Annotated in this window: 13 protein-coding genes; 10 read left to right on the top strand and 3 right to left on the bottom strand. The window is 67.4% G+C overall.

What is annotated here, in order from left to right:
* The first annotated feature begins 179 nt into the window (after window positions 1-179).
* Window positions 180-1,583: a sugar porter family MFS transporter gene (locus DFQ14_RS02500; RefSeq protein ID WP_114451335.1), complete on the top strand. Its 1,404-nt coding sequence runs from the start codon at window positions 180-182 to the stop codon at window positions 1,581-1,583.
* A gap of 127 nt (window positions 1,584-1,710) precedes the next feature.
* Here the strand turns inward: DFQ14_RS02500 and DFQ14_RS02495 are convergent, their stop codons facing one another.
* A complete protein-coding gene (locus DFQ14_RS02495; RefSeq protein ID WP_179951469.1) occupies window positions 1,711-2,346 on the bottom strand; it encodes a Uma2 family endonuclease in 636 nt (211 codons plus the stop codon).
* Between the two features lie 145 nt (window positions 2,347-2,491).
* The gene (locus DFQ14_RS02490) at window positions 2,492-4,807 is read right to left on the bottom strand and encodes a (Fe-S)-binding protein (RefSeq protein ID WP_114451334.1); all 2,316 of its coding nucleotides are present in this window, start codon (window positions 4,805-4,807) and stop codon (window positions 2,492-2,494) included.
* A gap of 382 nt (window positions 4,808-5,189) precedes the next feature.
* On the opposite strand from DFQ14_RS02490, the gene DFQ14_RS02485 reads away from it, so the two are divergent.
* The 9 genes from DFQ14_RS02485 to DFQ14_RS02450 all read left to right on the top strand — a co-directional run bounded on the left by DFQ14_RS02485 (window position 5,190) and on the right by DFQ14_RS02450 (window position 12,479).
* Window positions 5,190-5,645, top strand: coding sequence for a DUF1707 SHOCT-like domain-containing protein (locus DFQ14_RS02485; RefSeq protein WP_114451333.1), 456 nt, complete (start codon window positions 5,190-5,192; stop codon window positions 5,643-5,645).
* Window positions 5,646-5,807: 162 nt separating this feature from the next.
* Window positions 5,808-6,131 carry a DMT family transporter gene (locus DFQ14_RS02480; RefSeq protein WP_114451566.1) on the top strand — a complete coding sequence of 108 codons (324 nt, stop codon included), beginning with the start codon at window positions 5,808-5,810 and terminating at the stop codon, window positions 6,129-6,131.
* 125 nt (window positions 6,132-6,256) lie between these two features.
* Window positions 6,257-6,772: a TetR/AcrR family transcriptional regulator gene (locus DFQ14_RS02475; protein ID WP_246195771.1), complete on the top strand. Its 516-nt coding sequence runs from the start codon at window positions 6,257-6,259 to the stop codon at window positions 6,770-6,772.
* 65 nt (window positions 6,773-6,837) lie between these two features.
* Window positions 6,838-6,981, top strand: a complete 144-nt coding sequence (locus tag DFQ14_RS21740) for a PIN domain-containing protein (RefSeq protein ID WP_158546636.1) — start codon at window positions 6,838-6,840, stop codon at window positions 6,979-6,981.
* Window positions 6,982-7,086: 105 nt separating this feature from the next.
* The gene (locus DFQ14_RS02470; protein WP_114451565.1) at window positions 7,087-7,875 is read left to right on the top strand and encodes a DUF4097 family beta strand repeat-containing protein; all 789 of its coding nucleotides are present in this window, start codon (window positions 7,087-7,089) and stop codon (window positions 7,873-7,875) included.
* Window positions 7,876-8,148: 273 nt separating this feature from the next.
* Window positions 8,149-10,026: a molecular chaperone DnaK gene (gene dnaK / locus DFQ14_RS02465; protein ID WP_114451331.1), complete on the top strand. Its 1,878-nt coding sequence runs from the start codon at window positions 8,149-8,151 to the stop codon at window positions 10,024-10,026.
* Between the two features lie 65 nt (window positions 10,027-10,091).
* A complete protein-coding gene (grpE, locus tag DFQ14_RS02460) occupies window positions 10,092-10,799 on the top strand; it encodes a nucleotide exchange factor GrpE (RefSeq protein WP_246195756.1) in 708 nt (235 codons plus the stop codon).
* 25 nt (window positions 10,800-10,824) lie between these two features.
* The gene (gene dnaJ / locus DFQ14_RS02455; RefSeq protein ID WP_114451329.1) at window positions 10,825-12,015 is read left to right on the top strand and encodes a molecular chaperone DnaJ; all 1,191 of its coding nucleotides are present in this window, start codon (window positions 10,825-10,827) and stop codon (window positions 12,013-12,015) included.
* Window positions 12,012-12,479 (top strand): heat shock protein transcriptional repressor HspR, encoded by a 468-nt coding sequence (locus tag DFQ14_RS02450; RefSeq protein ID WP_114451328.1) that lies wholly within the window; start codon window positions 12,012-12,014, stop codon window positions 12,477-12,479. The genes dnaJ and DFQ14_RS02450 overlap by 4 nt, the downstream gene beginning before the upstream one ends.
* 65 nt (window positions 12,480-12,544) lie before the next feature.
* Here DFQ14_RS02450 and DFQ14_RS02445 read toward each other — a convergent pair whose 3' ends face one another.
* Window positions 12,545-13,717 carry a globin domain-containing protein gene (locus DFQ14_RS02445; protein ID WP_420810118.1) on the bottom strand — a complete coding sequence of 391 codons (1,173 nt, stop codon included), beginning with the start codon at window positions 13,715-13,717 and terminating at the stop codon, window positions 12,545-12,547.
* Between the last annotated feature and the right edge of the window lie 327 nt (window positions 13,718-14,044).

The following is a 14,044-nucleotide window of genomic DNA, read 5'->3' as shown; positions in this document are numbered from 1 at the left end:
GTTCAGACACGGCGTGAGATCGATCCAGACACGCGACGTTTCTGTACTCGTCACAGTGGGAATTCTCACGCTGAATCGAGGCAGTCAAGGCGTCACCCTGTGACTTACGTTGTCCGAAACCCGACGTTCAACGAACGGTCATGCAAGGGCAACCGGCGATCGGGCACAGGAGTACTTCGATGTCGCTAGCGCAGCCACGAGGTGGTACCCCCACTCACCTCGTGCACGTGGTGATGATCGCCGGAGCCGCGGCTCTCGGCGGCTTCCTGTTCGGTTACGACACCTCGGTCATCAATGGTGCGGTGCAGGCGATCCAATCCGAGTTCCGGGTGGGCCCGGCCATCACCGGGGTGACCGTGGCGGCGGCCCTGTTGGGCTCGGCCGTGGGTGCGGCCATCGCGGGCGGTCTGGCCAACCGGATCGGCCGGATCCGGGTCATGCAGATCGCTGCTCTGCTGTTCATGGCCAGCGCTATCGGTTCGGCCCTGCCCTTCGCCGTCTGGGACCTGGCGATATGGCGTGTTGTGGGCGGCATTGCGGTCGGTATCGCCTCGATGATCGGCCCTGCCTACATCGCCGAGATCGCTCCCGCCGCGTATCGGGGACGCCTCGGATCCCTGCAGCAGCTGGCGATCGTGTTGGGCATCGCCATATCCCAGCTCGTCAACTACGCCCTGGCCGCCTTCGCGGGCGGCAGCGCCTCCGAACAGCTCGGGCCGCTGGAGGCCTGGCAGTGGATGCTGGCCGTGGAGGCCGTCCCCGCCCTGATCTACCTCGTGGTCTCCTCGGTGATCCCGGAATCGCCGCGTTACCTCGTGGCCGTCGGCAAGACCGCTCGCGCCCGCAGCATCATCTCCACGATCGAGGCCGGCGATCCCGACGAGAAGATCGACGAGATTCGACACGCCCTCGGCAGCGAGTACAAGCCCAGGCTCAGCGACTTGCGCGGCCGGTTCGGTCTGCTACCGGTCGTGTGGGTCGGCATGGCCATCGCCGCGCTGCAGCAGTTCGTCGGCATCAACGTCATCTTCTACTACTCGGCCTCGTTGTGGCAGTCCGTCGGCGTCAATGCGAGCAACTCGCTGCTGCTGAGCCTGTTCACCTCGATCGTGAACATCGTCGGCACATTCATCGCGATCGCACTGGTCGACAAGGTCGGGCGCAAGCCGCTGCTGGTCATCGGCTCGTCCGGAATGACGATCGCGCTCGCGGTCACCGGCTGGGCGTTCAGCCACGCCCGCGTGGTCGGTGATGACGCGCAGCTGCCGTTCCAGTGGGGCGCGGTCGCGCTGTTGTCGGCGAGCGCGTTCGTGCTGTTCTTCGCCGCTTCCTGGGGAGTGGTGATGTGGGTGCTGCTCGGCGAGATGTTCCCCCCGCGCATCCGCGCCGCCGCGCTCGCTCTCGGCACCGCGACCAACTGGATCGCGAACTGGCTGGTCACCGTCAGCTTCCCGGTCCTGCGGGACTGGAGCCTGCCGATGACCTACTACATCTACGCGGCGTTCGCGCTGCTCTCGCTGGTGTTCGTGGTGCGCTACCTCAAGGAGACCAAGGGCCGTTCCCTGGAGGAGATGGGCACCTGAGGCGTCGGGGGCGGCGGGCGGTCATGGCCTGCCGCCCCGCACTCACGCCGAAGGCGTGGTCGACGTTCCTGGCGAGCCTGCGCTGAACCACCCGCGCCGCTGAGCCGGCACGGACACTCCGGCAGCCTCAGTCCTCCAGCAGTTCGGCGGGGTCGAAGGACAACGGGAACGGCAGCTCGGTGGCGAACGTGCTGCCCACCAGCGCCTTGGCGTGCACGCGGTAGCTGTCGTCGTCGAGGCGCAGCAGCACTACCTCCGCGTGTCGGCGCGTGTAGGAGACCTCCACCCGCATGAAGTACTCGATCCCGGCTGCGGCGCACAGAGCGGGCTTGTCGATGCGGTCGGCCTGGCGGCTCGACGGGGACACGCATTCGCCGACCAGGAGAACCTTGTCTGCCGGAATCCAGACTTCGCCCCGTGCGGGTTGCTTGAGCACCGCGAAATCGGGCTGAATCCAGCGCTTGGCTCCGAGCTGGATGTTCAGCGTGGTGTACGCGCCGCCTCCTGCGTCGCGCGCGGGCTTACGCAGCCGCACGAAGAGCTCGTCAGCGGCATGGATGTTCGCGGAACCTTCGTAGGGGCTCAAGATCAGCTTTCCGTCCAGGCACTCGTACTTCGCCGGGGGCATCCCGGGAATCGGTAGGTACCGGTCGGCGAGCTCAGGGGTCCACAACCCGTGCAGCTCGACCAGCGGGTCGAACTCGTCCGGGTCGTACGCTGGTGCGGCCACGGTCATCACCCCTTCCGTCACCACAGTACGCATGAGCCCATGATCCCGGCATCGGCGACATCGTTGCCGGGTTCCGGTGATTTTCCCCCGAACGGGTGCGGACGCTGCCGCATACGCGAAAAAGGGGCGAACCCAGCGGGGTCCGCCCCTTTTTCGCGGTCGCGTGCGAGCAGCCGAGTCAGCCGTTCGTCTTGTCCTCCTGCGGCAGCGTTGTGCCGGTGGGCTCGACGTCGGTGGGGGTGTCGGCCTTGCCGTCGGCCTCGGCCTCCCCACCGATCTCGGCGCCGCCGGGCTGCTCGGCCGAAGCACCGTCGGTGCCCCGCTTGACCGAGGACAGCAGCAGCTGCGCGACGTCGACGACCTCGACGCTTTCCGAGGCGACCTGCTCGTTCTGCCGGGTGGTGAGGCCGTCGGTGAGCATCACCTTGCAGAACGGGCAGCCGGTGGCGACCTTCGACGGAGCGGTCCCGAGGGCCTCGTCGACACGCTCGTTGTTGATGCGCTTGCCGGTCTTCTCCTCCATCCACATGCGCGCACCGCCGGCACCGCAGCACATCGCGCGGTCGGCGTGCCGGGGCATCTCCCGGAAGGAGGCACCCGAGGCGTTGACCAGCTCACGCGGCGGCTCGTAGACCTTGTTGTGGCGGCCGATGTAGCAGGGGTCGTGGTAGGTCACGTCCTCGGCGATCGGCGCGACCGGGACCAGCCGCTTCTCGCGGACCAGCTTGTTCAGCAGCTGGGTGTGGTGCACCACCTCGTAGTTGCCGCCGAGCTGGGTGTACTCGTTGGCGAGGCTGTTGAAGCAGTGCGCACACGTGGCCACGATCTTGCGCTTGGCCGGCTCGCGGTCGCCGAAGGTCGCGTTCAGCGTCTCCACGTTCTGCTGGGCCAGCATCTGGAACACGAACTCGTTGCCCGCCCGTCGTGCCGGATCCCCGGTGCAGGTCTCCTCCGAACCGAGCACCCGGTAGTTGACCCCGGCGATGTGCAGCAGTTCGGCCACGGCACGGCTGGTCTTCTTCGCGCGGTCCTCGAACGCGCCCGCACAGCCGACCCAGAACAGGTACTCGACGTCGTCGTCGAGCTCCCCGTCGGCCACCGGCACCTCGAAGTCCAGATCCTCGGTCCAGGCCAGCCGGTCCTTGGCGTTCTGGCCCCACGGATTGCCCTTGTTCTCGAGGTTTTTGAACATCCCGCCGAGCTCGGTGGGGAAGTTCGACTCGATCATCACCTGGTAGCGGCGCATGTCGACGATGTGGTCGACGTGCTCGATGTCGACCGGGCACTGCTCCACGCAGGCCCCGCAGCTGGTGCAGGCCCACAGCACCTCGGGGTCGATCACACCGGCTTCCTCCGGCCCGCCGACCAGCGGGCGCTCGGACTCGGCCAGGGCGAGCGCGTCGATCTTGCCCAGGCGCTGCTCGGCGTCCTCACCGGTGATACCGACCTCGTCGCCTGCCATGTCCTTGCTGCCGCCGGCCAGCAGGTAGGGGGCCTTGGCGTGTGCGTGATCGCGCAGGCCGGTGATCAGCATCTTCGGCGACAGCGGCTTGGCGGTGTTCCACGCCGGGCACTGATCCTGGCAACGGCCGCACTCGGTGCAGGTGGTGAAGTCCAGCCAGCCCTTCCAGGAGAAGTCCTCGACCTTGCCCGCGCCGAAGACGTCCTCGTCGGGGTCGGCTTCCTCGAAGTCGAGTTCTTTGCCACCGCTCATCATGGGCTTGAGCGCACCCAGCGCGGTGCGTTCGGGGTCGCGCTTGAAGTAGATGTTGAAGAACGCGGTGAACCGGTGCCAGGCGACACCCATCGTGATGTTCGCGGCGATCACGATGAGCCAGATCATCGCCGAGAGGATCTTGAACGCGGCGAAGATCGACACGGCCGCGGCACTGGCGGGCAGGATGCCGCCCAGCGCATAGGTCAGCGGCGACGACCACACCGGGGCGTGGAACAGCCCCGAGGACTCCTTGAACGCGCGCAGCCCCAGGATGCCCACGCCCTCGAGCACCACCACGGCCTCGACGAAGTAGGCCTGCCAGAAGTTGGAGCCGGAGAAGCGGGACACCCGGCCCGACCGGCGCGGGTGGTTGAGCTGGCGAACCCCGATCAGCCAGAAGCCACCGAGCACCGTGGTGATGCCCAGGAGCTCGATGAGCAGATTCCACGGACCGAACCCGCCGAGGAAGGGGAATTCGAAAGAAGGTGAAAACACCTCGCCGTAGGCTTCGAGAACGCTCAGGCTCAGGCCACCGAAGCCGAGCATGACGAACCAGTGGGCGATGCCCACGTGGGTCAGCTTGAGCATCTTGGTGTGCCCGAGCACTTCTTTCAGCATGTTGCCGAAGCGGGCGCCGAACGGCCCCTTGCGGTCCGGATCGGGTTGTCCGAGTCGGATGGAAGCGACCATCCGCCGCACGGTCCTGACGACCATCACCACCGCGACCACGGTCACGGCCAGACAGATCAGGCCCAGGACGAGCTGTAGTGCTCCCATGCTCGCGGCCTCCTGTTCGCAGGTTTCTTGGGAGCGTACGCCCTATTACTCGCCGGTAACTCATGGGGGCGGCGCTCGCGGCGGGAACAGACGGTGATTCTGCGAGACGGGGCGGTGAAAAACCAATCGGACCGTAGTGCGATTTATACCACGCCTCCCGTGGTGCGGCAGCCGGTCTCGTGCTGGTACCCCCCACCGTCGCTGCTTCCCTCGTCCGCGTGGCGGGGGCACGACCTTCGACGCCGCACAGTCTGCACGGTGACACACGGCCGGGCACTCTCGGTATCGTCGGGTTTCAACCGGCGATGTCCGGCAGCCGTCTTTCGAGGATGGTCCGGGCCGGTTCGGGCCGGATCCGATCTCTTCTTGGGCGGGGGCTGTGATGGCGGAGCCGGACAATTCCTCGATACGTGCCTCCGATGCGGACCGGGAGGCAGTGGCCGAGCGGCTGCGGGTGGCGCTGAACGAGGGGCGTATCACGATTGCGGAGTACGACGATCGCCTGCGAGCCACCTATGCCTCGGCCACCCGGGCGGAGCTGTCTCCCCTGACCGCCGATCTGCCCGAGCCGGCGCCCCCCTCGGTGGAGAAGGTCAAGCGAGACAGGGATCGCAAGAAGCTCGTCAAGGATTGGCGGGACTGGGCGGGTACGTCGTTCCTGCTCATCGGGATCTGGTTGATCACCTCGCTCTTCTCCGGGGAGATGTTGCCGTTCTGGCCGATCTTTCCGGTCGGTATCTGGGCGGTGGTCCTGCTGGCCGGGATGCTCTTCGGCGGCGACGACACGGACATCGGCGACGGCGACGACGGCGGCTCCAACGGTTCCGTGGCCCGCTGAGGCCGAAAGACTTTCGGACGTGTCGCCGGACCTGCGGCCTCGGCAGCGGGATCGTGTGCTGGCCGGATGCGGCCACCGGAAGTACCCTGAACAAGTGGTGCATTCGTTCAGGTTTTTCCTGTTCGAGTGCGCGAGCGCGGGTTCGGTGGTTGGAGGCTCGGGTTGATCTACGTGGTGTTGGCGGCGGCGATCCTGTGCGAGGTCGTCGGCACGGTCTCGCTGAAGTTCATCGACGGCCTGAGCAGACCGCTGCCCCTGATCCTGGTGATCCTCGGATACGGATCGGCCTTCGTTGCCCTGGCCAGCGTGCTCAAGATGGGTCTGCCGGTCAGCGTCACCTATGCCATCTGGTCCGGGGCCGGTGTCGCCCTGGTCGCCGTCATCGGCGCTGTCTTCCTGCGGGAGAGCATCACCCTGGTGCAGGTGGGCGGTATCGCGCTGATCGTCGGTGGTGTGGTCGCGCTGGAACTGGGAGGGACGCATTGACGGCATCGAACGAGACCTCGTCCCGTCCGGACGGGAGCCGGCGGAAGGGCGAGCAAGGGGCCGGGGACGAGGCAGGACAGCATCCCGACGGCCGGCGGGCCAAGGGCGAGCGTCGCCGCCGCGCGATCATCGACGCCACCCTGCGGGTCGTCGAGCGCGACGGCGTGCCGGGCGTGAGCCACCGCAACATCGCGCGCGAGGCGGGGATTCCTCCGGCCTCGGTCGCCTACTACTTCGACGGTATCGACGAGGTGCTCGTGGCGACCCTGCTGGACAGCTGCGAGACGCTGATCCTCGAGATGGGCCGGCTCCGCGACGAAGTGGCCGGTGACGACGCGCGGTGGGCCCCGGCCGTGGCGGAGATGCTGGCGAGCATGGTTCGCGACCACCGGGGGCGCACCGTCGCCGAGTACGAGCTCTACCTGCTGGCCGCGCGCCGCCCGGCGCTGCGCCCGGCGGCCCGCCGCTGGATCGAGGCCGCTTCGGGACGTGTCGGCACTGGCGAGGATGCCGACGAGGGTGCGGTCACGGCCCTGCTCGCGACGATCGACGGATTGCTGCTGCAGGCGCTGATCGCCGACGAGCCACCCGGCCGCGAATACTTCGAACCCGCACTGGCGTATCTCGTCCGGCACGGGTGAAGCACCAGGTGAGGCATCAAGGCATCGACCTCGCCAGGACGTGATGCACGAGGACGACGGTCACCTTGGACGGTGATCTGCACGCGCAGCCGGAGAAGCCTCTCGCGGCACTGGCCGAGGCCAACGGCCTGATCGTCGCCTCTGCGGACAGCGGCTTCGCGAAGTTCGACGACGTGAAGTGGATCAGCCCTCTCTTCGGGCCCGGCTGAGCCGGTTCCGGGCAGGGATCCGGGGCGGTGTCAGGGTGCCCCCGGATGTTCCCGGCCGCGCGCCTGCGTAGGTTCGCTCGTGACGGCGGACACAAGGGGGCGGACATGGCTCGCACGGGACTCGCGGTCGGAGGGATACTCCTCATTCTGGGGGGCGTATCGGTGCTGACCTGGGGAGGCTTCGACGATGCCGAGGCGCGCACCACGGCTGTCGGTGACATCCGCAGGGTCGAGGTCGACAGCGGCAGCGGCAGCGTCGACGTGCGGTACGAACCCGGCGCCGAGGCCGAGGTGCAGCAGCGGAAGCACCGCTGGTGGGGCGGCTGGTGGAGCGACGACTCCGGATCGAACCACGGCGTCATCGACGGTGTACTGCTTCTCGATACCCGCTGCGGATGGAACTGCACCATCGACTACACGGTGACCCTGCCGAAGCGGGTGCCGGTCACCGGCGACCTCGGTTCCGGCTCGATCGACATCGCGGGTATGTCGTCGGTGGACATCGAGGTCGGCTCCGGATCCATCGCGGTGCACGGGAGCCCCGGTCCGGTCACGGCTCGTACCGGGTCCGGGAGCATCGAACTCGGCGACGTCGCCGGAAAGATCGATGTCGAGACCGGCAGCGGTGGGATCGAGGGCCGGAATCTGCGCGCTGACGACATCGCGGCGCACACGAACTCCGGAAGTGCCGTGCTGCAACTGCTCTCACCCCGGTCCGTCGACGTCGAGACCGGCAGCGGCGAGATCGACCTGACCGTGCCGCCCGGCCCTTACCGGGTGGATGCCGAAACCGGCAGCGGGTCGACGGAGATCGACGTCGACCGCGACCCGGGCGCCGAACGCAGCCTGACGCTGTCCACCGGCAGCGGTGGGATCCACGTCGACCGCACCTGAGCGGCGGCGCCCGTGCTGGCTTCACTCCCCTCCGCCCCGCAGGCGAAGTCGGAGTCCGTTGTTCGAGTTCCGCAGCCGCCTGTCCTGGGAGCGCCGTCGCCCCGATCCGGGAACATTCATCGCAGGTCAGGCGTTATTCTGGCAGAAATCTTGAGCTTGCCGGGCTCAACTCCGGTTTGACGACCGGACAGGGTCGGCGGTAAAACTTGAGTCGTGAAGGCTCAGGGCCGATGAGTCCCTGAGCATGTACTGCAAGAAGCTGGAGGAACTTCCATGTCGCGAGCGGTCGGTATCGACCTGGGGACGACCAACTCCGTCGTTTCCGTCCTCGAGGGCGGTGAATCGACGGTGATCGCCAACTCCGAGGGCTCGCGGACCACTCCGTCCACCGTCGCCTTCGCCAAGAACGGCGAGATCCTCACGGGCCAACCCGCCAAGAACCAGGCCGTCACCAACGTGGATCGCACCATCCGGTCGGTCAAGCGCCACATGGGCACCGACTGGAAGACCACGATCGACGAGAAGGACTACACCCCGCAGGAGATCAGCGCCCGCGTGCTGATGAAGCTCAAGCGGGACGCCGAGGCCTACCTGGGCGAGGACGTCACCGAAGCCGTGATCACCGTCCCCGCCTACTTCGAGGACGCCCAGCGGCAGGCCACCAAGGAAGCCGGCCAGATCGCCGGCCTGGACGTGCTGCGGATCGTCAACGAGCCCACGGCCGCGGCCCTGGCCTACGGCCTGGAAAAGGGTGAGAACGAGCAGACCATCCTGGTCTTCGATCTCGGTGGCGGTACGTTCGACGTCTCCCTGCTGGAGATCGGCGAAGGTGTGGTCGAGGTCCGTGCCACCAGCGGTGACAACCACCTCGGTGGTGACGACTGGGACGAGCGCATCGTCGAGTGGCTGGTCGACAAGTTCAAGAGCGCCAACGGCATCGACCTGAACAAGGACAAGATGGCGCTGCAGCGGATCAAGGAAGCCGCCGAGAAGGCGAAGATCGAGCTGTCCAGCTCCTCGCAGGCCAACATCAACCTGCCCTACATCACCGTCGACGCGGACAAGAACCCGCTGTTCCTCGACGAGACGCTCTCCCGCGCGGAGTTCGAGCGGATCACCTCCGACCTGCTGGAGCGCACTCGCAAGCCGTTCGAGTCGGTCCTCAAGGACGCGGGGGTCAAGGTCGGCGACATCAACCACGTGGTGCTCGTGGGTGGTTCCACCCGCATGCCCGCGGTCACCGACCTGGTCAAGAACATGACCGGCAAGGACCCGAACAAGGGCGTCAACCCGGACGAGGTCGTGGCGGTCGGTGCCGGTCTGCAGGCCGGTGTGCTGCGCGGTGACGTCAAGGACGTCCTGCTGCTCGATGTCACGCCGCTGTCCTTGGGTATCGAGACCAAGGGTGGTGTGATGACCAAGCTGATCGAGCGCAACACCACGATCCCGACCAAGCGTTCGGAGACCTTCACCACCGCCGACGACAACCAGCCGTCGGTGCAGATCCAGGTCTTCCAGGGTGAGCGCGAGATCGCCGCGCACAACAAGAAGCTCGGCATGTTCGAGCTCAGCGAGCTGCCCCCGGCCCCGCGTGGTGTGCCGCAGATCGAGGTCACCTTCGACATCGACGCCAACGGCATCGTGCACGTCAGCGCCAAGGACCAGGGCACCGGCAAGGAACAGTCGATGACCATCACCGGCGGTTCGGCACTGCCGAAGGAGGACATCGACCAGATGGTCGCCGATGCCGAGGCCCACGCGGAGGAGGACAAGAAGCGCCGCGAGGAGGCCGAAACCCGCAACCAGGCCGAGTCGCTGGTCTACCAGACCGAGAAGGTGCTCAAGGACAACGACGAGCAGCTTCCGGACGAGACCAAGCAGAAGGTCCAGACGGCGATCGACGAGGTCAACGAAGCCCTGAAGGGCGAGGACACCTCCGCGATCTCGTCGGCGGTGGAGAAGCTGGCCACCGAGTCGCAGTCGCTGGGTCAGGCGCTCTACGCCGATGCGGGTGCCGGTGCCGCCGGCGCCGGTGCCGGTGCCGGTGCGGGCACGGACGGCGCCACCGGTGAGGCCGGTTCGGACTCGTCCGGTGCTGATGATGTGGTGGACGCCGAGGTCGTCGACGACGAGGACGAGAAGAAGAAGTGACCCCGAACAGGCCAGGCAACGCGGACAGTCCGGAGACACCGCGAGAGCAAGGTGAACAGGAGCCCGTGGTGGTGCGGGACCGGCGCCGGATCGACCCGGAAACGGGCGAGCGCCGGTCCCCGGCCGACGGGGAGCAGCCCGCCGGTGGGCAGACCGAAGAGGTTACGGAAAGCATGTCCGGAACGTTGGATGACGAGCTCGCTCAGGTGGCAGACGAGTCCGGCGACTCCGGTGAGTCCGAACAGGCCGGCGAGCAGGACGAACTCCAGCGCCGGGTGGACGAGCTCACCGCGGACCTCAAGCGGGTCACCGCCGAGTACGCCAACTACCGCAAGCGCGTCGATCGCGACCGGGAGTCGGTGATCGAGAGCGCGAAGGCATCGGTGGCGGGTGAGTTGCTTCCCGTGCTCGACGACCTCGAGCGAGCCGAGTCGCACGGTGACTTGACGGGGCCGTTCAAGGCGGTGGCCGACAAGCTCACGAGCTCACTCGGCAGCGCGGGCCTGGAGTCCTTCGGCCAGGAAGGCGAGGAGTTCGATCCTTCCGTGCACGAGGCCGTTCAGCACGGCACCTCCCCGGAGGTGGCCGGGCCCACGGTGACCACGGTGCTGCGCCGTGGTTACCGCCTCGGTGAGAAGGTGCTGCGATCCGCGATGGTCGCGGTGACCGACTACGAGCCGGAGCAGCCCGAGGACTCCCCCGCTGCGGATTCGCCCGCCGGGGACCAGCCGGACGTCGTCGACGCCGACGGCGATCCGGCACGAGAAGGTTGATCTTCAGCGGAAGGAGGGGCGTCCGGTGAGTGCCAGGGAATGGCTGGACAAGGATTTCTACGCCGAGCTGGGCGTCTCTTCGGACGCTTCGGCGGACGAGATCAAGAGGGCTTACCGGAAGTTGGCGCGGGAGAACCATCCCGACGCCAACCCCGGTAACAGTCGCGCCGAAAGCAAGTTCAAGGCCGTTTCCGAAGCGTACGGCGTGCTGTCGGACCCGGAGAAACGGAAGCAGTACGACGAGGCGCGCTCGTTGTTCGGCTCCGGCGGGTTCGGCGGAGGCGGCCAGGGCGGCTTCGGCGGATTCGGTGGCCCGGGCGGAGCCGGTGGGGCCGGCGGGTTCGACCTCGGTGACCTCTTCGGGGGCGCCCAGGGCGGTACCGGCGGCATCGGTGACCTGTTCGGTGGGCTGTTCGGCAATCGGCGCGGCGGTACGGCGAGCGCGAACCGCCCCCGGCGAGGGTCCGACGTGGAGACCGAGGTCCGCATCGACTTCGCCGAGTCGGTGCACGGGGCCACCGTGCCGCTGCGGCTGTCCAGCCCGGCGACCTGCACGACGTGCCACGGTTCGGGCGCACACCCCGGTACTCGGCCGCGCACCTGCCCGACCTGCTCGGGTGCGGGACTGGTGAACCGCAACCAGGGTGCGTTCGCGTTCAGCGAGCCCTGCCCGGACTGCCGTGGCCGGGGCAGCATCATCGACAACCCGTGCCAGGAGTGCCGCGGTGAGGGTGTGAGCACCCGCACCCGGACGTTGACCGTCCGCATCCCGCAGGGTGTCTCCGACGGTCAGCGGATCCGGCTGGCCGGGCAGGGCGAGCCGGGCCGCCAGGGCGCGGCCGCCGGTGACCTCTACGTCACGGTGCACGTGAACCCGCACCGGGTCTTCGGGCGCTCCGGTCACGACCTGACGATCACCGTGCCCGTCACGTTCCCCGAGCTGGCGTTGGGAACGACATTGACCGTGCCCACTCTGGACGGGAAAGTGTCCGTGAAGGTTCCGCCGGGTACCGGCAGCGGCCGCACGTTGCGGGTGCGCGGCAAGGGCATCGGCAAGAAGGACGGCGGAAGCGGGGACATGCTGGTGACATTGCACGTGGCTGTTCCGTCCAAACTGAACGGGAAGGCCTCCGAGGCTCTGGAGGCGTACGCCCAGGCCACTGCCGACCATGACCCGCGGTCCGAACTGCACGAACTGCTCGGAGGCTCGGCATGACCGCACGGGGATGGCCGCCGGGAACCGGCACTCCGGCCGGTTTCCCGGCAGGAGCCACCGAGGACACACCGGTGTTCGTCATCTCGGTTGCGGCCGAGCTCTCCGGGCTGCACGCCCAGACGTTGCGCAGCTACGACCGGCTGGGCCTGGTGTGCCCCGGCCGCACCGCGGCAGGGGGACGGCGCTATTCGGCCAAGGACATCGCTCTGCTCCGCGAGGTACAGCGCCTGTCCCAGGAGGAAGGCGTCAATCTCGCGGGGATCAAGCGGATCATCGAGCTGGAAAACCAGGTCGATGCCTTGCGTGGGCGCGTGCAGGAGCTGATGGAGGAACTGGCTTCCGCCCACGCGGCTGCCGAGCAGGCGGCCGCGCAGGTGCACGCCTCCTACCGCCGGGACCTCGTTCCGGTTCGGCAGGAGACGGCGCTGGTGGTCTGGAAACCGAATCGCAGGCGTAGGCGCTGAGCCGGTGGTTCTTACGGGTTCGCGCTTCGGGCAGGGCCGGTGTTCGGATACACCGCCCTGCTTGTTCAGTCCAGAGTGAACGGATCGTATTGGATCCGATCGATCGGTGTGCCCGCAACGAGCATCCGGGAGACGGTGCCGCGGATCATCGCGGGAGATCCACTGACCAGAACGTCCCGCTCGGCCCAGGCGCCGTGCCTGGTGACGGCATCGGCGAGGGTGCCGTGCTCGACGTTCGGGGCGTCCGGATCGTTCTCCAGCACCGGAGTCACCGTCAACCACGGGTTGCTCATGGCCAGCCGCTGCAGATTCTCCAGGTCGTAGATGTCCTCTCGGGTGCGTCCGCCGTAGAAGACATGGACGTGCGGGTTGTTGCCGTACTGGGCGAGTTCGTCGAGGATCGCCCGCATGGGGGCGAGTCCGGTGCCCCCCGCGATCATCAGCACATCGCGCTCGGAATGCCGGTCCACGGTCAGGCGCCCCATCGGTGCGCCGATGCGCCACCGGTCGCCGGGTTGGGAATGGCCGACGATCGCGCGGCTGACCCAGCCGCCCGGCACGTTGCGGACGTGAAACTCCAGGATCCCGTCGTCCGCCGGAGCGTTGGCCGGGGTCATGTAGCGCCACAGCCGCGGACGCTGCGGCGTCTCGATGCTGACGTACTGGCCGGCCTGGTAGGGAACCGGCTGATCGGGCCGGACACGGATCACCGCCACGTCCCAGTTCAGCCGTTCGTGGTGGATGACCTCGCCGCTGTACCAGGCGGGACCCTCGTCGGCGGCGGCAGCTTCCGTCATGGCCGAGGCCATCACGGTGTAGGCCTCGGCCCAGGCGCGCTCGACCTCATCGGTCCAGGTGTCCCCGGCGTATTTCTTGACGGCGGCGAGCAGTGCGGTACCGACGGATTCGTAATGGTCGGCGACGACACCGAACTTGCGGTGGTCCCGGCCGAGTTGGTGCAGGAACGGCAGCAATTCGTCCGGCCGGTCGACCATCTGGATGAAATGTACGAGGGCACGCAGCAACCTGCTGCGCTGCACCTCCATGTTCACCGGGAACAGTTCGCGAGTGGCCGGCGAGAGGCTGAACAGCATGCCGTAGAAGAACTGTGCGACCTCTTCGGTGTGCGGCTCGACCTCGGCCCAGCTCTCGCGGATCAGGCGGACCATCGTGTCGACCCCGGGTGACACCTCGTCGTTCGGGGACGGTTCGGGGTTCAAAGCGGCATTCGCTGTCATGGCTCGCGCGCAGTCTTCTCCATGTTGGCGGCGTACCTGTGCAGGTACGTCTTCTCCGATATGCGTCCCCCGACCCGATGCACCATAACGCCTTTCCGGCCGAATGTGTCTCGTGATCCCACTTTCGAGTGTGTCGCGGTTACTCGCTGCCGGTTATTGGTCACTCTGCAGAGTGGTACTTGGTTTTCGGTGCGTTCGGAACGATTGACACGGTGGTTCGTGGTGCCCCGAACGTGGCACGGTGTCCGCCGTGATCCCCGACTTTCACATTTCCCCCGAGCCGCTCCCGCCGACCGGTACGGCCCCCGACGACCTCCTGGACCTGGA

Origin of the sequence: Halopolyspora algeriensis, assembly GCF_003337235.1 — a bacterium.
GTDB lineage: Bacteria > Actinomycetota > Actinomycetes > Mycobacteriales > Pseudonocardiaceae > Haloactinomyces > Haloactinomyces algeriensis.
The sequence above is the reverse complement of the archived record's forward strand: the minus strand, read 5'-3'. Positions and strand labels throughout refer to the sequence as shown.

What these genes read in the sequence shown, in the direction of transcription:
- dnaK (WP_114451331.1), top strand. Translation starts at nt 8,149, where the DNA reads ATGTCGCGAGCGGTCGGTATCGACCTGGGGACGACCAACTCCGTCGTT.
- DFQ14_RS02500 (WP_114451335.1), top strand. Translation starts at nt 180, where the DNA reads ATGTCGCTAGCGCAGCCACGAGGTGGTACCCCCACTCACCTCGTGCAC.
- DFQ14_RS02450 (WP_114451328.1), top strand. Translation starts at nt 12,012, where the DNA reads ATGACCGCACGGGGATGGCCGCCGGGAACCGGCACTCCGGCCGGTTTC.
- DFQ14_RS02485 (WP_114451333.1), top strand. Translation starts at nt 5,190, where the DNA reads ATGGCGGAGCCGGACAATTCCTCGATACGTGCCTCCGATGCGGACCGG.
- DFQ14_RS02470 (WP_114451565.1), top strand. Translation starts at nt 7,087, where the DNA reads ATGGCTCGCACGGGACTCGCGGTCGGAGGGATACTCCTCATTCTGGGG.
- DFQ14_RS02490 (WP_114451334.1), bottom strand. Translation starts at nt 4,807, where the DNA reads ATGGGAGCACTACAGCTCGTCCTGGGCCTGATCTGTCTGGCCGTGACC.
- DFQ14_RS02445 (WP_420810118.1), bottom strand. Translation starts at nt 13,717, where the DNA reads ATGACAGCGAATGCCGCTTTGAACCCCGAACCGTCCCCGAACGACGAG.
- DFQ14_RS02495 (WP_179951469.1), bottom strand. Translation starts at nt 2,346, where the DNA reads ATGCGTACTGTGGTGACGGAAGGGGTGATGACCGTGGCCGCACCAGCG.